Here is a 20,357-nt window from a genome sequence, read left to right as displayed (position 1 = left end):
CTATCCAAAGCTATTAGAATCAATTACATATAATAAGTTAGCATCATAATTTGATGAAAGCAGGCTAAACTCTCTTAAATCCAGCCGATCTATACCTTCAATGCTTTGCAACTTATTACTCATATCTGCTTCGTAATAAATTGCCTCCACAGGAAGGCATATATATTTATCCTGAGACGTCAATAAAACTAAAGATATAGCCAGTTCCTTTTCAATATCTAAGTAGGGGTAACACCCCCCCTCAAGCTTAGCTAAAGGAAGGCTTATCCCAGGTAAATTCACCACATTTTCAAGAGTGACAGGTAAATGTTTTTCAACTATATCTGCACCTATAAAACAAGGAATACCTGCAACCTTAGCGAGCCAACCACTCTTATCTACTCTGATATCATCTTGTTTCACTATTAGGTTTATACTAGTTTCTTCATAGGCACATGGATTTATCTCTGGCACCACATTTTCACCACCTAAGCACCAAAGCATATTTACTTTAGCATTCACCCCTTTTGAAGCAACTTTATAGGCGCGCCTTTGAAGCCGCATATCTGTCACCAATATGCCATAGGTTCGCCCAATTTCCTCAATCAATACAACTCTAGTATCTCCTTCTAGCTGGCTTTGCTCATGAGGCGCAACAAAAACATCAATGGCACCTATGGAGTCAAATGTCATCTGAATGATGGAAAAGTTATCACATGATTCAAAATCTCTAACTTCAAATATTTGTATTGAATGTATTTTGTGATCTGGAACACAAATAACTTCATTAGCAAAGTTCATCTGCCACACAGAATGTTCGAGCACATCTAAATCAACAGAGACAGATAAACTGAGCTTATTAAGCTCAACATCAATTTGATTAGGCCCTCCTATTAAGCCTACTTCTGATTCACTCTGTAGTCCTAATTCATTCACCTCTTCAAGAGACAGATATGAGCAACCTGCACAATCCTTCAAAGACAAATAATACTGAAAGCTATGGTCACAAGAGTTTAAGTTAATCGCCTTAGCAAGGCTCTGCTTCAACTTATCAAAAGCATCAAGATCTACATACAGCGAACTCTGATATGCCATCACCTCTATATCTAATTTCAAAGTGGATGAAAGTTGCTGAGCGGCCTGTTTTAGGGTTAGAGATTGAGAAGCAAGATAAACACTTTCAAGCTCTTTATAGTAATTCGAATATTTAAATCGTTTCTTCTCTCGCCAACCTAACAATTCATTTGCATGCCTGAAACCTTTAAATAAAGATGCTAGATTCAGTGGTGATACCAGCTTAGAGTCTTGCCTTTTATTCCATCTAAATTTATTAAAATTATGCTTCATCCAAGCTAGAGATTGTGAGGTTTTTACACCTAAAACCAAAGAGGATGAAGTGTTATTCAAAATCAGCTTTACGTCCTCATTCATTAGCCCTTCAGGCTTGAAGTTGAGTCCGCCCTCAAAGTAGTAAGCACCAACGCGAGAAAACCTTTCAATGAAGTCTATTAGATCATTCAGCCAATAATCATTATCTTGATTAACGTCTGACTCATAAACATTCACTGCTAAATTAGAGCCAGTTGTTAGCTCATTACCAAGTAAGTCAATTTTGTTTGAAATTAAAGTTATTTGATGTGATTTAGTTGCTAGATTAGGTTCAAAAGATAAATAGAAATCTTGCTCTAAAATAAGCTGTCGCGCCAAGTCAATAAACTCAAGCAACAGGTCTCGAAACTTAAAATTAAAAGGTGAAAGTTCGTGCTGCAAACCTGCAACCAAACGTAAGAATGAATCCAACAATTCATTTAATGACATTAACTCAAACTGTTGAGCCGCATTTGCACTCAGCCAATCTAAGCCTTCTCTAATATCTATTAAACTTTCAACGGGAGAAAAGTCATAGGAAAGACTATAGCTTTCTAATTCATAAAGGCGATAACTGAGTTTACTCAATAGCACTTCCATGATGGCAAATTAACATACCAAACTTAATAACCAGATTTCATAAACCTGAGCATAGCAAATTCATCTGTTTGCCTTTGCTCCAGCTTATCTTCTAATTTTTGCTCTTGCTGAGCATGTTTATCTCTTACAATATCCATGCTCTTAGTTTTAGCCCTGGCAGCCAACCATTGTTGCTGAGCCTGATCAGCCTGGTGTTCTGACTGAGAAATAGCACCTTTTTGCTGCTGCACGGCCTGCTCTAATCGCGTAACAAAGTGCTGATAGTTAGTGACTAAATAAGGGCTCATACCTAATAAATTTCGCTCAGACTCATATTGAGAAGCGTACTCTTGCAATTGCTCTAGCTTCTGTTTTTCTTGCTCTACTTTCGCTTTTTGTCGAGCAAGCAAGCGGGCAACTGTATCTTCTTTTTTCTGAGATAGTTCAACGAGCTTTTGAATACGCTGGGACCGCTTCATCACATCTTCCAATAGACAGGTTAATAAGCATAATGCCCATTATAGCTCAAAAGGTCTAGGTCATTGCTTTAACTAGGGCTTCCAAGCTTGCATCAATATTAAATTGCTCACCCAGACCCTGCTGTAGAAAAGCTTTTATCTCTGGCATAAGAGCTATTGCTTGGTCTGTATCTGGATCTGCACCTTTCGTATAAGCACCAACAGATATCAAATCTTGATTTTGCTGATATTTAGAATATAGCTGCTTAACCCTTAACGCTCCTTTTAGGTGAGCATCACTAACAATATGAGGCATAGCTCGAGAAATGGAGGCTTCAATATCAATTGCAGGATAATGACCTTCCTCAGCCAACCGACGCGACAATACGAAATGACCATCCAATATTGCTCTAGAAGCATCAGCAATTGGGTCTTGCTGATCATCACCTTCAGTAAGCACAGTATAAAAAGCCGTAATAGATCCACCACCAGCAGCACCATTTCCAGCTCTTTCAACTAACTGAGGGATTTTAGAAAATACAGAAGGCGGATAACCCTTAGTGGCAGGAGGCTCCCCAACCGATAATGCAATCTCCCTTTGAGCTTGGGCATAACGGGTTAGTGAATCCATTAGAAGTAAAACATTCTTCCCCTGATCACGGTAGTACTCTGCAATACGGGTGGTCAAAGTAGCCGCCCTTAATCTCATCAACGCAGAGTCATCAGCAGGAGAAGCAATAACAACAGAGCGAGCAAGCCCTTCAGGCCCAAGAATCTGCTCAATAAATTCTTTAACCTCTCGTCCCCGCTCACCAATTAAACCGACTATCGTAATGTCTGCCTCAGTAAAGCGAGTCATCATGCCGAGCAACATACTTTTACCCACACCACTACCAGCAAACAAACCTAGTCGTTGCCCTTTTCCTACCGTTAGGAGGCTATTAATAGACTTAATACCAACATCCAGAGGCTCGGTGATAGGTTTACGTTGCAATGGGTTAATAATATCGCCTTGCATTCCTATTCTGTGCTGAGCTTTAATCGGCCCTTTGCCATCTAATGGATAACCCAAACCATTAACAACTCGGCCAAGTAACTCAGGGCCAACCATCATCATTCCTTCACCGGATAATGGCTTCACACGAGCACCTGGAGCAATACCATTGATAGCTTCAGTTGGCATTAAATAAGTTAAGTTGCCAGTAAATCCAACAACTTCAGATTCAACCCATCTATCTTCTCTAACCTGAACAGAGCACCTATCCCCTAAAGCGACTTTACAGCCAACCGCCTCCATAGTTAGACCAACCATACGGGTGACTTTCCCCTCTAGCACTGGATGAAGGTGATCTGAAGAAAATTGCTTTAATTTATTGAGCCGGGAAACTAGATCAGATTCCATCAGAATCTGGCTCTGGATGAGGATGCAGCTTAACGAGGTCAGCTAGGATTAATTCTATTTTATGCTCAATCGAAGCATCAACAAAAGCACCTTTTGAGTCTAGTACAAAGCCACCAGGCAATAAGCTTTCATCTTGCTCGACTTTGATATCAACCCGATCAAACACAGAAAAAGTTTGTATTAAATCAGCACTTTCAGGGTGCAAACGAATTCTCAAAGGTTGCTCCAACTCCTCAAGTTCACGCGTTAAAAATGCGACCTGAGATGATAAAAGGTTTTCAGATACTTCTGTTAATTGTGATTGAGTAATACTCTGGACCATATTCGCTACAGATAGATAAAGAATCGATTCAACCTGATCTTTACAAGCTTTAATAGGGCGACTCAAATCATCACTAAGTTGCCTTAATAACGTCTCAACTTCAGCTAGCTTAGCAGTTGCATCTTCAACAGATTGAGCAAAGCCCTTTTCATAACCTTCCTCATAACCTTTTTCTAGGCCTGCAGCATGCCCTTCTTCATGACCTTGAGTTTCACCTTTTTCAAATCCAGTTTGATGACCTTCCTCAAGTCCTTCAACATAACCTTCATCATAAGCGGCAAGGCGAATTTCTTCTAATTGAGAAGCGGTTAACGGCTCATAGACTAAAGAGTCCTCATCGATTTCTTCGACAACGACAGCTTCGTTTTTGCGGATCAATAAAGAGGTACCCGTGTCTTCTTTCGGAGCGACATCCTCCAAATGAGGCAGCTCCCAACGCTCATAAGCGGTTAACTTACGCTCATTTCCTTTTGCACTTTCAGACATAGGTTAAACCATTTGTTCACCACCACCGCCCAACATAATCTCACCGGCGTCGGCAAGTCGTCTAGCAATGGCAAGTATTTCTTTTTGTGCAACTTCAACTTCACTAACTCGAACAGGCCCTTTGGCCTCCAAGTCATCTTTAAGCATATCTGCAGCACGAGAAGACATGTTTTTATATATCTTCTCTTGCATATCTGGGTCAGCTCCTTTCAAAGCCAAAATAAGGGTTTCAGACTCAACCTCACGTAAGATTGCTTGAATACCTCTATCATCTACATCAATCAAGTTATCAAAGACAAACATCATATCTTGAATAGTGTTTGCTAGATCCTCATCAACATCACGGATAGATTCCATGAGATCAGCTTCTACAGAACTATCAATAAAGTTCATGATATTTGCAGCGGTTCTCACACCACCGATAGAAGTAGATTGCGAACCTTGACTACCAGAGAACTGTCGCTCAAGAATCGAGTTAAGCTCTTGTAGGGCAGCAGGTTGAACGGTTTCAAGTGATGCTACACGCAAAACGATATCTAACCTTACTCGTTCATCAAAGTTGGAGAGAATGTCCGCCGCCTGATCTGAGTCTAAGTAAGAAATAACAATGGCTTGAATCTGAGGGTGTTCATAACGAATCACATCGGCAACAGCCCTTGGTTCCATCCATTTTAAGGTATCCAAACCTGTGGTATTGCCACCTAAAAGAATTCGGTCGATGAGACTACCCGCTTTTTCTTCACCTAAAGCTTCTTTAAGCATGTTTCGGATATAACCATCAGCGCCTAGCCCTAGACCTGTCTGATCACCAACCAAAACTAAAAAATCATCTAACACCTTTTCAACTTGGTGTCTTTGCACATTGGCAAGTTGCGCCATGGACTGACCGATTCGCTGAACTTCTTTCGGGCCCATATGCTTTAGAATCTGGGCCGCATCCGACTCACCTAAAGACATCAATAGCACAGCCGCTTTTTGTAAAGATGATAAGTCGTCACCACCTTGTTCCGTATCACTCATTTAACCGTCCATCACCCATTGTTTAACCACTTGTGCAACCCGCTCAGGCTCTTCTGCTATTAGGCCACGAATTGCATTAAGTTGCCTTTCAATTTTCTCAGGTGAACCTGGCACCATAATATCTTCTGCACTAACAAGTGATACTTGATCATCTGAAATTTCATCTGTTTCATCAGCAAATATTGACGCCTCTGCATCTTCTGCGACAGCAATCTTATTTTGCTCACCCAAGGCTTTAAGTATGGGCCTGACGACAACCATAAGAAGAATAAGTACAAAGAACCCAACTAAAGTAGGTTGAATTAAACTAATAAACCAAGGCTGTTGATAAAAAGGTACTTCTTCTGGCTCAGGTAATGGTTCAGGCACAGCAAAAGGTGAATTGATAACACTCACACTGTCCCCACGTCCTGAGTCATAACCCACAGCATCACGGACTAAAAGCGTTAAACGACTTAACTCATCATCACTCCATGGGGTTCTAACTAATTCAGACGTTTCTGGATCAATACTAACAAGATCATCAACAACAACAGCCACAGACAAACGTCTAATCGTCCCTTGTTGTCTACGGGTATAACTAATACTTCTATCTAACTCAAAGTTACGAGTCGTTTCTTGACGTGACTCACCATTACTTCCTGTTGTTGCTCCTGCACTATTAGCAACTTCTGGCGCGGTAATCGCGCCAGGAGGCTGGTTCGTTAAAGAACCAGGAATACCAGAGTTAGTCGTTCCATTTCGGCTTTCATTAAGCGTTTGCTCACTCCGCAAAGCTAACAAATCAGGGTTATACTGTTCGTCGGTTTGCTCGACCGAAGTAAAATCTACATCTGTAGAAACTTCAGCCTTGAACCTATCAGCACCCACAACAGGCTCTAGAATGTTGTTGACCCTACTAAGCAGTACATCTTCTACTTTTCGAGTATATTCAAATTGTTTCCCTGCGACAGAAAGTTCAGAGCTGGTCTCTTTTTCACTAAGCAAGGTTCCTCTTTGATCAACAACGGTGACACTTTTTGCATTTAGTTGAGAAATACTAGATGAAACAAGATTTACAATCGCCTCTACTTGGCTTCTATCAAGACGACGACCAGGATACATTTCTAAGAAGACTGACGCGGAAGGTTTACGTGTATCTCTGACAAATACAGACTCTTTAGGAATAGCAAGGTGTACTCGCGCGGATTTAATACTTTGCAGGCTAGAAATGGTTCGACTTAATTCGCCTTCAAGACCTCGACGATAACGAGTTCCCTCAACAAATTGAGATGTTCCAAGACCTTGCTCTTGGTCCATTATCTCCATGCCTACCACGGTATCATTAACAATACCTGAACCGGCAAGTTTTAGCCTAGCCTGATGATAATAGTCAGATTCAACTAATAAAGCCCCAGTATTCTCATCGAGTTTAAAGGGAATATTGTTAATGCTTAACACTTCAACTATTTGATCAGCGTTGTAATCAGTAATGCTACTAAGTACAGGCTTATACTCAGGCCCATCTGTCCACAGAATAGCAGCCAAGCCAATAGCTATAGACGCAGCTAAACCGACCATCAAAGCTAACTGTCTAATAACAGTAAGTTTATTGAAGCCGGTTAATAACTCTACATAGAGTTTTTGATCTGACTGTTGTACTGGAACATTATCCATTTAGGATCGCCAAAATTTTATACATCACACCTAAATTGGCATATTCATAATTTTTTCATATGCATCTACAAGTTTATTTCTTACTTGAGTCATAGCCTCAAAAGATACGCTCGACTTTTGTAAACCTATCATAACTTGAGGTAGGTCTACGTTTTCATCGCCTCTCTCGTAAGCCTGTGCCATCGACTTGGCATCCTGCTGCAAATCATTAACGTTATCAACGGCATCTTTCAACATTTGCGCAAAATCAGCCCGTTCAATTGTTCCATCTCCTTCAACTTTCTGGGTTTCAGAAAGGGGAGTAGGTCCAACACCAGGCTGCTGCACTTGTGTTTTCATTTCTCTCATTTGAGACAAAACTTGATTTATATCTGGTCTATTGCTGACCATTTTAATCACCTACGAATTCGTTATCCAATCTAGCTTAGCATAATGCAACCAAAAACAAGATAGATAAATCAATCAACTTCTAAGCCACACTCACGCATTTTAGCTATTTTATAGCGTAAAGTTCGCGGACTAATGCCTAATTTCTCAGCAACATCTTTGCGCTTTCCATTTGCATCAATCAAAGCTTGAGCAATAATTCTAAACTCATGCTGCTGAACACCCTGACCTAAAATAGAAGCAGCGTTATCATTTTCTTCCTCATCTTCTTCTGGCTCAGCCATAGCTGACATCATATCAAACGCAATATGAGAGTCCTGAATTACACCATTAGGGCTAAGTATTAACGCTCTTTGAATGACATTTTCTAGTTCGCGTATATTTCCAGGCCAAGGGTGAGATTCCAATTGGCTTTGAGCAGAAGGTGTTAAAGAACTGCTACTAAGCCTCATTTTTTCTGTGTACTTAGCCAATAAGCTTTGCGCAATAGGAATTATATCGCCCTTACGCTCACGTATAGGTAACCACCTCAATGGGAAAACATTAAGTCGATAGTATAAGTCTTCTCTGAAACCACCATTACGAACATAATCAGCCAAATCTCTGTTGGTTGTCGCTATAATTCGAACATTAAGAGGGATCGGCTTTTTACCACCTAATCTTTCAACTTCCTGTTCTTGCAGTACTCGTAAAAGTTTGGCCTGTAAGCCAACATCCATTTCAGAAATTTCGTCTAGTAAAAGCGTGCCGCCATTTGCTTGCTCAAATTTACCTGCCTGAGATGAAATAGCGCCTGTATATGCACCTTTTTCATAACCAAACAAAATGGCTTCCAACATATTTTCGGGAATGGCTGCACAGTTAATGGCAACAAATGGCCCTTGATGACGATCTGAGTGCTGATGAATATAGTTTGCAAGCACCTCTTTACCTGTACCGCTTTCACCACTAATTAGAACGGTTGAATCAGTTGCTGCAACACGCTTCGCTAATTCAAGTAACTCAAGACTTGCTTTATCTTTAACGACAGGACCAGCATCTTCTACCTGTGAATGGTGTCTAGCATGCTTAGCAATAGTGCTTAAAAGCTCATCAGCTTGAAACGGCTTCAATAAGTAATCTACCGCACCTTCTCGCATTGCATCAACAGCATGTGCAATATCACCAAATGCTGTCATCAACATAATAGGAAGATCAGGGTACTTTTCAATCACATGAGAAAGTAAACCATAGCCATCCATACCTGGTAAGTTGACATCCGAAACCACCATATCAAATGCTTGATTACGCAATGCCAACACAGCATCTTCTGCGCTATAAGCTAAAACACAATGATAGTTTGCCAACATCAGGGTATCTTCAAGCGCTTCTGCAAGCTCTTTATCATCTTCAACTATCAATAAATTCACTTCAGACATACTAACCCTTAATTATTGGTATAAGCACTTGTGCTCGAGTACCATGATTCTTCACACTGCGTAATTCTAATAATCCATGATGAGCTCTAGCAACTGCTTTTACTACCATTAAACCTAAGCCTGTACCATGTTGTTTTGTTGTAATAAAGCCTTCATGCACCTTGTCTAATTCATCATTAGTCATTCCTGGCCCAAAATCAATATAGGTGATGCTCAAATGGTCATTTTGTAAGTCCATTTCTAGCTTTATTTTAGGGTTCGTTTCCTGCGCATCAATTCCGTTATTCAATAAATTCAATAAAGCACCCGTTAAAGTATCTTTATTACATTGGATAACGGCAGTACCCGTAATTAAATTCTCAAACTCTAACCTTGCTTTTTTCTGCTCACATATATCCTGAGATAACCCAACCAATTCTTCGAAGAAATCATCGGAACTTAGCTTTTGATCAAGCCTGATATCACTTTTTGAAAATATCAGCATATCTCGGATTTGACGCTCAATATTCTCTAAACGCCCCATCAGTTTAGAGGAGAACTTATCCCGCATTGGCAAAGAGAGTTCCGGATTTTGTAAGTGACCAGCATATAAGGTAGCGCTTGCTAAAGGCGTTCTGATTTGATGCGCAAGTGCTGCTACCATTTTTCCCATATTTGAAAGTCTTTCATGATGAGAAAGCTGTTGCTGCAATTTAAATGTCTCAGTCAGGTCAATCAAAATAATCAGTTGCCCTGGCACATTCCCTAAAGAGGAGGTTTCCACCCTAACTCGACGCCCTGACACCATAGTCACTTCATGACCATCATCTTTTTGCGGAGCAAAACTTTTAGGTACAATCGCTCCCCAAGGGTTGCCAACCAACTCAACGTCAAAGAGATTAATCGCAACTTTATTTGCCATTATCACTAGACCATTTGAATTAAGCATTAACACGCCAACAGGCATAGATTGAAACAACTGTTGAAACTGAGCTAACAGCATTTCATTCTTGCGCACTTCATCTTGCTTTTCTTGTTCAGATTGAGCGAGTTTTTGCGCAAGCTCAGCAACTTGATTTTGTAGCTCGTTATAGGAGTTAGCTAAAATTTGGGAGGTTTGCGTAAATTCTTCGAATGCAGCCTTTAGCGCCCTAATTTCCTCATCCTTCGTCACTAGAACTCCGATTTATCAATTTTATAACGACGCATTTTTTCAATCAGCGTGGTTCTCTGAATTTGTAAGCTCGCAGCAGCCTTAGAGACAACGCCCCTCGAAGAAACGAGCGCCTGTCGAATTAATAAAGACTCTAGGTGCCTAACATGTAAATTAAGATCGAGTGCATGGCGCCTTGGTAATTTTCGTGACGCATCAATCTCTTTTAAAACCTTCTGCATCGTCTCTTGCCGCCAAGGCAGAGGACTATACCAATAAAGACCAGAGGTATATAGCTTAAACTCTTGATTTAACGAAATAATTGGCACCTCAACAGGATGGTTAATCAAACCAGCCTGAGACCCAACAACGATAAAAACAGGCGCTTTTGTAGCTAAATCGGGATCATCAACATCTATCCCTATATAGTTAAGAATCGCTTCAACCTGCCATCTTTCTTCAAGACTTAAACCGTACAACCAGCAATTCAAATTAACTCCTTCGCGCTAATTATTGATTTTGTATCACATCGAAAAAATCATCCGCTGGCAAAGGCTTATAAAAGTAATAGCCCTGAATAAAGTCAACGTTTGATTGATTAACCAACTTCACCTGTTCTTCATCTTCAACACCTTCGACCACAACCTCTAAGTTTAGATCGTGAGCAAGGCTAACTACATGTTTAAATACACTACGAGACCTTTCGTCCTGCACAAGATTATCAACAAACATCTTATCTATCTTGAGTTGATCCAAGGGTAATTCAAGTAAATACGATAAAGAAGAAAAGCCAGTCCCAAAATCATCTAAAGAAATCTTTAAACCTGTACTCTGTATTGCATTTAATACAGTGCGTGTACCTGATTCATCTTCGACCAATGCAGACTCAGTTAATTCAACTTTTAACATAGAGGTCGCTAAGTTATGTTGCTCTAACAGGCCAGCAATATAATCTACCAGCTCTGGTTGAGCCACATGCTGAGCTGATACATTTACACTGATAGGAAACGACCAAGTACCGTCATAGCTTGCACGCCAATCTTCAATTTGCTTCGTCGCCTTACGTATCACACTCTTACCTAACTCGACTATCATGCCACTTTCTTCTGCGATTGGAATAAAGTGGAATGGCGATATCATTCCCTTTTCAGGATGCTGCCAGCGAACCAAAGCCTCTGCGGCACAGACCTTACCTGATTTCGCATGCACTTGAGGTTGGTAGTGTAAGGTAAGCTCATCATTCAATATAGCTTTACGTAAATCCGCTTCTAACTTCAGCTTATCCACAACAGATGAACTCATCGCATCATCGTAAAATGATAAAGGCATGAACTGATTCGTTTGTAAGCGGGCTACATTCGCCTTGTGCAAAACTTTTTCTAGCCCTTGCTCTAAATTTGATTCTACACTTACCCCAATCTTTGCCTCTTCAGCAACACTAACACCCTTCATATCTATGTTTGATTGCAGTAAATGAAGCAGTTCTTGTAGTCGCGAGATCAAGCCATCGACAGACTCTAACTGAAAGACTGCAAACACAAAGCGCCCAGGCGAAATCGCATAGAAAGCACCAAAGTCTTCAAACTCTGACTGCATGCGAGCAATTTGGATTTTGAGATACTCATCTGCACTTACCTTACCCAAACTTGATGCTAACACTTCGTATTTTTCAAAAAATATTTCAACAAAAGCCATATCACCCAGCTCACTTTGTTGCTCAAAGTCAGTCAAGGTGGATGATTTAAGTAAATAGGCTTCGTTTAGCAAGCCGGTTTGAGTATCTGTGAATGTAAGTTCATTTATCTGAGCAAGAGAACGAGAACGTTTTTCTAATGCAGATTTGACCCTAGCTTTCAAAATAATGGGATTAAAAGGTTTAGGTAGATAATCTTCAGCACCTAAAGATATACCCTTAGCAATTTTTTCCAAATCATCTGCCGCCGAAATCATAATCACGGGCAAATGACTATATTCAGCTTTAAGACGCATTTTCTCTAACACTTCAAAGCCATCCATGATAGGCATCATAAGATCCAACAGCACTAAGTCGTACTGTTTTTGAGCAAGCATCTCTAAAGCAATTTGACCATTTTCAGCTTCATCGCATTCTTTATAGCCATCTCTCTTTAAACGTCGTTTCAAGGTATATCGATTATCTTCATAATCATCAACAATAAGAATTTTTACAGACATAATCGCACCTATATAAAACTTTCTATTTTTAGTATTAGACGCTTAAGGTCCACAGGCTTTGTATCAAAATCATTCGCCCCAGCGGCTGTTGATTCGTTCATATAAGAATCCATCGCATGGGCTGACAACACAATAATAGGAAGACTCGTATTTGTCAGCCGTATCTGTTCAATTGCCTCAAAACCACTAATACCAGGTAAGGTTAAATCCATTAAAATAAGATCCAACTCTAACTCTTTAACCTTTTGCACACCTTCCTCGCCAGTGTAGGCGATATGCATTTGATAACCTTTACGCTCTAATCTTCTCTTGAGCATATAAATATTATCTTCATTATCTTCTACATAAAGTATCTGTTTTGCCGCCATGATTAACTACCTAACAATCTCTTAATTTGATTAATCACTACATCCTTTGATATTTCATCTTCCAACATCACTTTATCCACCCTTTGATCAAGTAGGTGCTTTTCTTCTTCATCAAGATCATTCGATGTTATGGCTAAAATAAAAGTATCAGACCAATTTGGGTCTTGCTCTATTTGCCCCAATAAAGAAAAAGCATCTGTTTTGGGTATCATCAAATCAACAACAACTAAATCTGGCGGTGTTGACGACATGCTCTCAAGCGCTTCATTTCCATTTTCCACCTGATTAATCTGCCAGCCTTCGCCTTCAAATACCTTAACTAAACCAGACACGTCATTTTCATGGGTATTAATCAACAAAATATTGTCAGGTTCACCATTAAATTTAGATTTAAACCTATCAGCCACCTGTATAATTGCACTTTCATTAATCGGTTTAACTAAATAATCATTGGCACCAAGCGCTATACCTTTTTTCCTTTCATCATCCACTGAAACCATCACAACAGGAATATGAGACAAATCCACATGCGCCTTAAGCTCTGCTAATGTTTCCCAACCATCCATTCCTGGCATTTGAATATCTAAAGTAATTAAATCTGGCTTAAGCTCTAGGGCCATTTCCAATGCCTCTTTGCCGTCTTTGGTAAAGAAAAGCTCAAACCTATCATCCGATAGATACCTTGCCATTAAGGTATGCATATCTGGATCATCATCAACCACTAATACAGAGGTAACACCTTCATCTTGATCAGGATTTAATTCGCCATTTCGCACCTGCTCATCTTCACTTAATTCTAGTGCAACCTCATCTTGCGCAAGTGGAATAGTTAACGTAAACACTGAGCCTTTACCAACTTCACTGGTCACTAAAATATCGCCCCCCATCATACGAGCGAATTTACGACTGATTGCCAAGCCTAAACCCGTTCCCTGATGCTTTCTTACGCTGGAGGAGTCAACCTGAACAAAGTCTTGGAATAAATTGTCACATTGCTCCTGATTCATCCCTATACCAGAATCAGAAACAGCGATATGAAGATTAGTTTCATCAGCAAAGGCAGATAATTTCACAGAACCTTCGTCAGTAAATTTCACCGCATTACTCATGAGGTTTAGCAAGATTTGCTTCAGGCGCGTCTGATCATTAAAGTGATCACCTAGCCCCTCAAATTCACCAACCAAAGGAATCGATTTCTTATCTGACAAAGGTTTAATTGAAGCTAAAACATCTTCTAACGCCATTTCTAAGTCAAATGCTTCTCGGTGAAGCTCCATCTTCCCAGCTTCAATTTTTGAAATATCCAAAATATCATTAATAAGGTTCAATAGATGCTTAGCAGCTCTTAGAACTCTGTCCAATGGCTCAACATAATCTTCATCATCAAATTCCAATGCATCCTCATGCATCATCTCTGACAAACCAATAATGGCATTTAGAGGCGTTCTTAATTCATGACTCATTTTCGCTAAAAATTCTGATTTAACCTCATTTGCCTTAACAGCTTCGGCTCGTGCATTTTCAGCCTCTCTCCTCTCTTGCTCAGCATCATCCCGACTTACTTCCGCTTCTTGGCGATGAAGCTCAGCTTCATCACGGCTTTGTTCTGCCTGTAATTTAAGCTCCTCAGCTTCAAGTTTCTTCTGTTCAGCTTCCTGCCTATGCTTCTCAGCCTTATCATTTGCCAACAAAAGCTTGCTTTCACTTTGATTAATTTGGCTTTCAATACGCCCTAATAACACGTAAAAAAAGCCACATAATAGAAGCACTATGACACTAACCAGCGCCCCCGTTAACACTAAAGTAAACTTCAGATCTTGTTTTACCTTTGTCGTATCCTGAGCAATTAATAAATGAGCGAAAAGATCACCAGAAACATTCGAAATAGGGATGATACCAACATCAAAAATACGTTTATCAACAGCAACATCTGTTGCGTAGTAGATCTCATTACCTCTATTGTCGTCATAATAATCACTTAGAAGACTAGAGAAAGCACTTTGATTAAGGAGGCTATTATTGTTGTTAACAGATAAAAATTGACCAAATTGATTAAATGATAAATCCCTACTGTAAATACGATAACGTCTCTTTACAGACTCAATATCCAACCCTTCTTTATTAACCAACATAGATAAGTAAATGTTTTGGCCTATTGCTAAATTTTTTACCAACCTATCAAGCGGTTTATCCATTACTAAATAGCCATTAAGGCGATCTTCCATAATCACAGGCATTACAGCCCGCAACAGAAGCTCGCCATTATCCAACAGGACGAGATCAACGACTGGCTTCCGCTCTTCTACGGCCATGGTTACAGCCGAGCTCTCAACTTGAGAAATCGCTTGTTCATCCCACACCTCTCCTAATATTTTTAATTTCGGAGAAACATACATAATGCGACTAATATCAATTGAATCCCTAGAAGCTCGAAAGAGTTCCTGCAAGTGCTCATCAATTAAACGGCTATCTGTCTCTCTCATGCTTGTGAAGCGATCGGTTATCCAACGCAAGTTATGTAGCATCAACTTACCTTGCTGCTGTGACACTTGATAAGTTTGCTCATCAAAACGTGTTACGGCACTGATTAAGTTATCTTCTTGATGATCATCAGATAAATTTGATACAACTAGATAAAAAGCAGTACATAAAACACTTAGAGCAATTGCGAGGGGAACTAAGACAGGAACTTTAACACGCGATAAATTCTTACTTTCTGGAGCAACCTTTACCGTCATAACTTAACCTTTTCATTGGACAATTAAATGACTACTGGCACCTAACATCTATCTATACAAGTTTCATAAATTTTTTCATCGCTAAAAATATGACAGGTAATTGCATCTTGGCGAGATAGCAAAATGTCATAGGAGAAAAATAGGCACTGTCTCTACATAAGTTAAGACCAAATAGTCATTAAAGTCACTTAATTTAGAGTTGGGACAAGATGTTATCAAACTCTAAAAATGAGTCTTCAACATTTTGGTATTGAGTTAACTTAGCAAGTAAAGGTGCAGTAATTATGGAGTTTATAGCAGCAACATTCTCTTCATAATAGGGCATAGAGTCTCCCATATTTGCAACCCACCCAACTAAATTCAACCCATCTCTTTGAATCGCCTCTGCCGACAAAGTGGCATGATTTATACAGCCTAGCTTCATATTAACGACAAGAATAACAGGGAAATTTAACGACTTTGCAAGATCCGATAACATCTCACGAGAATTAAGCGGCACCCGCCACCCACCAGCACCTTCTACAAGAGCAAAGTCATGCGGTGTTAATAGCGCCCCTTTAATCACACCTTCAAGCCTTGCAACTGACATACTAACACCTGCATTCTCAGCAGCAATGTGAGGCGCTATCGCTTCTTTGAGTAACACTGGATTAATTTGTTCATAAGTTAGCTTAACACTGGTTTGCGCCATTAATGCTAAAGCATCATCATTACGCAAGACGCCATCAACTAATTCAGCACCAGCAGCAACAGGTTTCAGCCCCATAGTAGCAAGACCTGCACGCTTTGCCGCAGCCAAAATACCTGCAGCCACAAAAGTTTTACCTGCATCAGTGTCTGTTGCCGTTATAAAAAAACGTTTTTTAGCTGCCATTTAATTCTCTCTTTGTTCTTTTTTAAGATGTAGATAAACAAGCTGATAAGTTAAAGGAATACCTTTTTCGGTACGAAGCTTCTCATACTCACTAAGAAAGGCTCGCCAAGATGCTGGCGTTACAACTTGCCTTTCATCTTCTTCCACCAACACGCTCGCCCCTACTTTTTTAAGGGAATCAATTGCTTCTTTGGGGGAGTCGAACCACATAGTCATTGGCTCGCATACAAGCTGCTTAACCACAAGCCCAGTGGAGCTTATTTGGGCAACCAAGTCATCATAACTTGGGTAGTGATTTATATGTGTATGGCCGTCAACCTGACGCCAACAATGAGCAATCTCTGGCATTGAGCCTTGCGCTAAAGTAGAAACCAGAAAATCACCATTAGGCAGCAAAACCCTTGAGACCTCACTTCCAATCAATTTTAAATTTTCACACCACTGTATTGATAAGCTTGAGAAAATAAAATCAAAGCAATTATCTTGAAAAGGCAATGCCTCTGCATCACCACACACAGCAAAGCTACCAGGTGATTTTTGCTGGTTTTTTTGCAGCATATTGACAGATAAGTCAAAGCTAACAAGATAGTCTGAGTTGGAATCTAAAAAGCTAGCAGCATTCCCAGTGCCACAACCTAAATCCAAACTTAGTTTAAATCTATCCTGTGGACACATACCTTTTAAATGCATCAACACATTAGCTTGAAATTGAGAGAAATCATCGTAAGTCGAAGCCGCTTTATTAAAAGATTTTGCGACTTCTTGCTTATAACAGGGAATAATGTTTTTAGTGGGCATTCAAAAAGTTTTCTATATGTGGGTATAACAAGTTCAAGTCTTCTAAAAATGGCTGATGAGCGCATCCTTCAAGTATTTTATATTCGATAGGTACGCACTCATTTTTGATCATTCTTGGCCAACTAGTGTCCACTAAAGCATCATGTTCACCCAAAATATGCAAACTTGGCATATCCAGAATTTCCAGTTCTCGTCTCACGTCCAAATCCTTTAAAAGGCGTAAGCCTCCTTCTAAAGCCAAAGACATATAAACGCCAGGTTCAACCCAACTAGCCAATTGCTTACGTACACGAGACGCCTCTAAGCCACCTTTGGTTTGTAATGCAATAAAGCGTTTTAAACCCATTGCAGCATCCTTGGCAATGAGCTGCTCAAAAGCTTCAAAATCTTGTAAAGGCATAGCGAGCTGCCAATCATGGGTTTGAACGAAAGCGGGGCTCGTTGCAATAGTGATCAAGCCCTTTACACAGCTAGCCCTATGAGCCGCAACGTAACTTGAAATCATGCCCCCTAAAGACCAGCCAATCCACCATGCATCTTTAGGCGCAGCAGCAACTAACTGCTCAGTTAAGGCATCAATGTCATAATTAGGCCCAATAACGGCATCTTGAATCAAGTCAGCATCTCTTGAAATGCCAGGCAAATTCACTAAAACAACATAATGATTAGCACTTAACTTTTGAGCCAACTCATGTAAACACTCTTTTGGCATAGCCCAACCAGGCAAAATAAAAATCGCTTGATTCTCAGGGTTACCAAAATATTCTTGTTCTAATCGATAACGCATATACCTTTAATTCCTTGTCGCCAATGCTAACGTCAAGCTATTAACCAAGTGTGAGATTTGATCAAAACTATGTTGTGAAGAGAGAGTGATACGCAATCTTGCACTCCCCTGAGGTACAGTTGGAGGGCGAATGGCAGTACACCAAATACCACTTTTCTTCAAAGATTCACTCAAACTTAATGCCAGCTCACTATCACCAACCAAAATAGGCTGAATCGCAGTTTCCGATTCACATAAGGTTATAGGTAGTTGCTCAACAGCTTGTCTAAAAAAAGCTATATTAGCAGCCAATTTTTGCCTAAGCATTAGACCTTCATCACTTTTTATTATGCTTAAACTTGCCCTTGTCGCTCCAACAATAGCAGGAGACATAGCTGTCGTATAAATATATGGACGAGAAAACTGAGTAAGATAGTCTGCAAAGTCATGAGAACAAGCCACAAAAGCCCCAGCAGTACCAAACGCTTTACCAAATGTTCCCACTAATAGCGGAACGTCATCTGGCGTAACACCTTCAAGCTCCATGGAGCCACGCCCAGTTTCCCCACAACAAGCTAAGCCATGTGCATCATCCACCATTAAAAGCGCATTTTCTTGTTCACACAAAGAGGCAAGCCCAGCTAATGGAGCCCTGTCACCATCCATACTAAAAATACCATCTGTTGCTAAAATGGTGGATTTTGTTTGATCTTGGGTAAAGCGAGATAGCGTTTTTTGAGCAGATACCAGGTCTGAATGAAGATAGCGCCTCATTTTAGCCCCAGCTAACTGAGCACCATCAATAAGGGATGCATGATTAAGTTTATCTTGTACTACGCCATTATCTTTACCAGCGAACGCCGCAATCACACCTAAGTTAGCCATATAACCTGTGCTAAAAAGCATCACCCTGTCATAACCTAACCAATCAGCTAACTCTTCTTCAAGGCTTTGGTGTTCGCGATTATGGCCATTAACTAAGTGTGATGCCCCACTTCCAACACCATAGCGCTGTGCGGATTCATACATGGCTTTCACCATGTTAGGATGATTAGATAAACCTAGGTAATCATTAGAACAAAATGCCAGATAGGCATTTTTATTAATTTCTATGGAAGGCACTTGAGCACCTTCCATAATAACAGTATGACGAAATAAGGCCTGTTTTCTTCGCTCTTCTAATGCTGCAAGCACCCAATCAGGACTAGTCGACATAAGCTCACTCTACTTTGCAGCATCATAGAATACTTTTGATTCTTGATGTGCTTGCACATCCGCTAGAATCGCTTCCGTCTGCTCTTCATCAGAGTGCTCTTCGCGAGTCTCCGCGTTGATACCCAGCTTATTAAATAGCTGCATATCTTTATGGGCTTCTGGGTTAGGTGTTGTTAATAACTTCTCACCATAAAAGATAGAGTTTGCGCCAGCCATGAAACACAAAGCTTGCATCTGCTCATTCATACCTTCACGACCCGCAGATAAACGCACATGTGATTTTGGCATCATGATGCGTGCAATCGCTATCGTTCGAATAAACTCAAAGTTATCTAAATCTTCTACATTTTCCATAGGTGTACCTTCTACTTTAACAAGCATATTAATCGGTACACTCTCTGGGTGTGGCTTCATTTCAGATAGTTGGCGCAATAGGCTAATACGATCATTTTGTTCTTCGCCCATTCCCATAATACCGCCACAACATAGTTTGATTCCCGAATCGCGAACACGATCCAAAGTGTCTAAACGGTCTTGATACGAGCGTGTTGTAATAATGCTGTTGTAATACTCAGCTGAGGTGTCTAAGTTATGGTTATAATAATCAAGGCCGACTTCAGATAACATAGCCGCTTGTTTATCGTTCAACGTTCCTAACGTTACGCAAGATTCAAGGCCTAACTTTTTAACACCTTTAATCATTTCCAATACATATGGAAAATCTTTTTCAGAAGGGTGCTTCCACGCAGCCCCCATACAAAAACGTGTTGCGCCTTTTTCTTTAGCCAGGTTTGCTTCTTGCAATACCTTTTCCACTTCCATTAGCTTTTCTTTTTCAAGCTCAGTATTGTAGTGACCACTTTGAGGGCAATATTTACAATCTTCAGGGCACGCACCTGTTTTAATAGATAGCAAGGTACTAACTTGTACCTCATTATGTTTGAAGTTCTGCCTATGAACAGTTTGCGCTTGAAATAATAGATCCATAAAAGGAAGATCAAATAAGGCTTGCACCTCAGCATGAGTCCAATTATGTTTCGCTTCGAAAAGGTTTGTGGCAGACATGGTTTCCCCAAATAAATGATTGCAAGGATAGCAATACTAATGGACTGGTCTTTTCTGTCAACCCAAAAAATATCACAAGTTTACTACCGACATTTTTTAGATCGCTGTTTCTTCTGCCAAATTAAATCAACTC

The 20,357-nt window shown here is 40.2% G+C and carries 18 protein-coding genes; all 18 read right to left on the bottom strand.

What is annotated here, in order from left to right:
• Positions 1–1,935 carry a hypothetical protein gene (locus OA91_RS17520; RefSeq protein WP_157203864.1) on the bottom strand — a complete coding sequence of 645 codons (1,935 nt, stop codon included), beginning with the start codon at positions 1,933–1,935 and terminating at the stop codon, positions 1–3.
• A gap of 35 nt (positions 1,936–1,970) precedes the next feature.
• A complete protein-coding gene (fliJ, locus tag OA91_RS17515; protein WP_063339302.1) occupies positions 1,971–2,405 on the bottom strand; it encodes a flagellar export protein FliJ in 435 nt (144 codons plus the stop codon).
• A gap of 55 nt (positions 2,406–2,460) precedes the next feature.
• Positions 2,461–3,786 carry a flagellar protein export ATPase FliI gene (gene fliI / locus OA91_RS17510; RefSeq protein WP_063339301.1) on the bottom strand — a complete coding sequence of 442 codons (1,326 nt, stop codon included), beginning with the start codon at positions 3,784–3,786 and terminating at the stop codon, positions 2,461–2,463.
• Entirely contained in the window at positions 3,776–4,594 is an 819-nt protein-coding gene (locus OA91_RS17505) for a FliH/SctL family protein (RefSeq protein ID WP_063339300.1), read from the bottom strand. The genes fliI and OA91_RS17505 overlap by 11 nt, the downstream gene beginning before the upstream one ends.
• Before the next feature lie 3 nt (positions 4,595–4,597).
• Positions 4,598–5,614 (bottom strand): flagellar motor switch protein FliG, encoded by a 1,017-nt coding sequence (gene fliG / locus OA91_RS17500; RefSeq protein WP_046015156.1) that lies wholly within the window; start codon positions 5,612–5,614, stop codon positions 4,598–4,600.
• Positions 5,615–7,270 carry a flagellar basal-body MS-ring/collar protein FliF gene (gene fliF / locus OA91_RS17495; protein ID WP_063339299.1) on the bottom strand — a complete coding sequence of 552 codons (1,656 nt, stop codon included), beginning with the start codon at positions 7,268–7,270 and terminating at the stop codon, positions 5,615–5,617.
• Between the two features lie 30 nt (positions 7,271–7,300).
• On the bottom strand, positions 7,301–7,660 hold the full coding sequence (gene fliE, locus OA91_RS17490) for a flagellar hook-basal body complex protein FliE (protein ID WP_046015154.1): 360 nt from the start codon (positions 7,658–7,660) through the stop codon (positions 7,301–7,303).
• A gap of 68 nt (positions 7,661–7,728) precedes the next feature.
• Positions 7,729–9,075 carry a sigma-54-dependent transcriptional regulator gene (locus OA91_RS17485; RefSeq protein WP_046015153.1) on the bottom strand — a complete coding sequence of 449 codons (1,347 nt, stop codon included), beginning with the start codon at positions 9,073–9,075 and terminating at the stop codon, positions 7,729–7,731.
• A gap of 1 nt (position 9,076) precedes the next feature.
• Complete coding sequence (locus tag OA91_RS17480; protein ID WP_063339298.1) at positions 9,077–10,228, bottom strand: sensor histidine kinase; 1,152 nt, start codon at positions 10,226–10,228, stop codon at positions 9,077–9,079.
• Positions 10,228–10,698 carry a helix-turn-helix domain-containing protein gene (locus OA91_RS24600; protein ID WP_063339297.1) on the bottom strand — a complete coding sequence of 157 codons (471 nt, stop codon included), beginning with the start codon at positions 10,696–10,698 and terminating at the stop codon, positions 10,228–10,230. The genes OA91_RS17480 and OA91_RS24600 overlap by 1 nt, the downstream gene beginning before the upstream one ends.
• 19 nt (positions 10,699–10,717) lie before the next feature.
• Complete coding sequence (locus OA91_RS17470) at positions 10,718–12,400, bottom strand: EAL domain-containing response regulator (RefSeq protein ID WP_063339296.1); 1,683 nt, start codon at positions 12,398–12,400, stop codon at positions 10,718–10,720.
• 8 nt (positions 12,401–12,408) lie between these two features.
• Positions 12,409–12,768 (bottom strand): response regulator, encoded by a 360-nt coding sequence (locus OA91_RS17465; RefSeq protein ID WP_063339295.1) that lies wholly within the window; start codon positions 12,766–12,768, stop codon positions 12,409–12,411.
• Positions 12,769–12,770: 2 nt separating this feature from the next.
• Complete coding sequence (locus OA91_RS17460; RefSeq protein WP_063339294.1) at positions 12,771–15,506, bottom strand: response regulator; 2,736 nt, start codon at positions 15,504–15,506, stop codon at positions 12,771–12,773.
• A 193-nt stretch (positions 15,507–15,699) separates the two neighbouring features.
• On the bottom strand, positions 15,700–16,380 hold the full coding sequence (bioD, locus tag OA91_RS17455) for a dethiobiotin synthase (RefSeq protein ID WP_063339293.1): 681 nt from the start codon (positions 16,378–16,380) through the stop codon (positions 15,700–15,702).
• Complete coding sequence (locus OA91_RS17450; protein ID WP_063339292.1) at positions 16,381–17,178, bottom strand: methyltransferase domain-containing protein; 798 nt, start codon at positions 17,176–17,178, stop codon at positions 16,381–16,383.
• On the bottom strand, positions 17,168–17,965 hold the full coding sequence (locus OA91_RS17445; protein WP_063339291.1) for an alpha/beta fold hydrolase: 798 nt from the start codon (positions 17,963–17,965) through the stop codon (positions 17,168–17,170). The genes OA91_RS17450 and OA91_RS17445 overlap by 11 nt, the downstream gene beginning before the upstream one ends.
• A gap of 6 nt (positions 17,966–17,971) precedes the next feature.
• Positions 17,972–19,159 (bottom strand): 8-amino-7-oxononanoate synthase, encoded by a 1,188-nt coding sequence (gene bioF / locus OA91_RS17440; protein WP_063339290.1) that lies wholly within the window; start codon positions 19,157–19,159, stop codon positions 17,972–17,974.
• Between the two features lie 9 nt (positions 19,160–19,168).
• The gene (gene bioB, locus OA91_RS17435) at positions 19,169–20,224 is read right to left on the bottom strand and encodes a biotin synthase BioB (RefSeq protein WP_046015144.1); all 1,056 of its coding nucleotides are present in this window, start codon (positions 20,222–20,224) and stop codon (positions 19,169–19,171) included.
• Positions 20,225–20,357: the final 133 nt, after the last annotated feature.

It is taken from the genome of Marinomonas sp. SBI8L (assembly GCF_001624705.1).
GTDB lineage: Bacteria > Pseudomonadota > Gammaproteobacteria > Pseudomonadales > Marinomonadaceae > Marinomonas.
This window is presented reverse-complemented; position numbering and strand designations above follow the sequence as displayed.

Excerpts from the sequence above, each read along its gene's own strand:
- fliJ (WP_063339302.1), bottom strand. The coding sequence starts at position 2,405 with ATGAAGCGGTCCCAGCGTATTCAAAAGCTCGTTGAACTATCTCAGAAA.
- fliI (WP_063339301.1), bottom strand. The coding sequence starts at position 3,786 with ATGGAATCTGATCTAGTTTCCCGGCTCAATAAATTAAAGCAATTTTCT.
- OA91_RS17505 (WP_063339300.1), bottom strand. The coding sequence starts at position 4,594 with ATGTCTGAAAGTGCAAAAGGAAATGAGCGTAAGTTAACCGCTTATGAG.
- fliG (WP_046015156.1), bottom strand. The coding sequence starts at position 5,614 with ATGAGTGATACGGAACAAGGTGGTGACGACTTATCATCTTTACAAAAA.
- fliF (WP_063339299.1), bottom strand. The coding sequence starts at position 7,270 with ATGGATAATGTTCCAGTACAACAGTCAGATCAAAAACTCTATGTAGAG.
- fliE (WP_046015154.1), bottom strand. The coding sequence starts at position 7,660 with ATGGTCAGCAATAGACCAGATATAAATCAAGTTTTGTCTCAAATGAGA.
- OA91_RS17485 (WP_046015153.1), bottom strand. The coding sequence starts at position 9,075 with ATGTCTGAAGTGAATTTATTGATAGTTGAAGATGATAAAGAGCTTGCA.
- OA91_RS17470 (WP_063339296.1), bottom strand. The coding sequence starts at position 12,400 with ATGTCTGTAAAAATTCTTATTGTTGATGATTATGAAGATAATCGATAT.
- OA91_RS17465 (WP_063339295.1), bottom strand. The coding sequence starts at position 12,768 with ATGGCGGCAAAACAGATACTTTATGTAGAAGATAATGAAGATAATATT.
- OA91_RS17460 (WP_063339294.1), bottom strand. The coding sequence starts at position 15,506 with ATGACGGTAAAGGTTGCTCCAGAAAGTAAGAATTTATCGCGTGTTAAA.
- bioD (WP_063339293.1), bottom strand. The coding sequence starts at position 16,380 with ATGGCAGCTAAAAAACGTTTTTTTATAACGGCAACAGACACTGATGCA.
- OA91_RS17450 (WP_063339292.1), bottom strand. The coding sequence starts at position 17,178 with ATGCCCACTAAAAACATTATTCCCTGTTATAAGCAAGAAGTCGCAAAA.
- OA91_RS17445 (WP_063339291.1), bottom strand. The coding sequence starts at position 17,965 with ATGCGTTATCGATTAGAACAAGAATATTTTGGTAACCCTGAGAATCAA.
- bioF (WP_063339290.1), bottom strand. The coding sequence starts at position 19,159 with ATGTCGACTAGTCCTGATTGGGTGCTTGCAGCATTAGAAGAGCGAAGA.
- bioB (WP_046015144.1), bottom strand. The coding sequence starts at position 20,224 with ATGTCTGCCACAAACCTTTTCGAAGCGAAACATAATTGGACTCATGCT.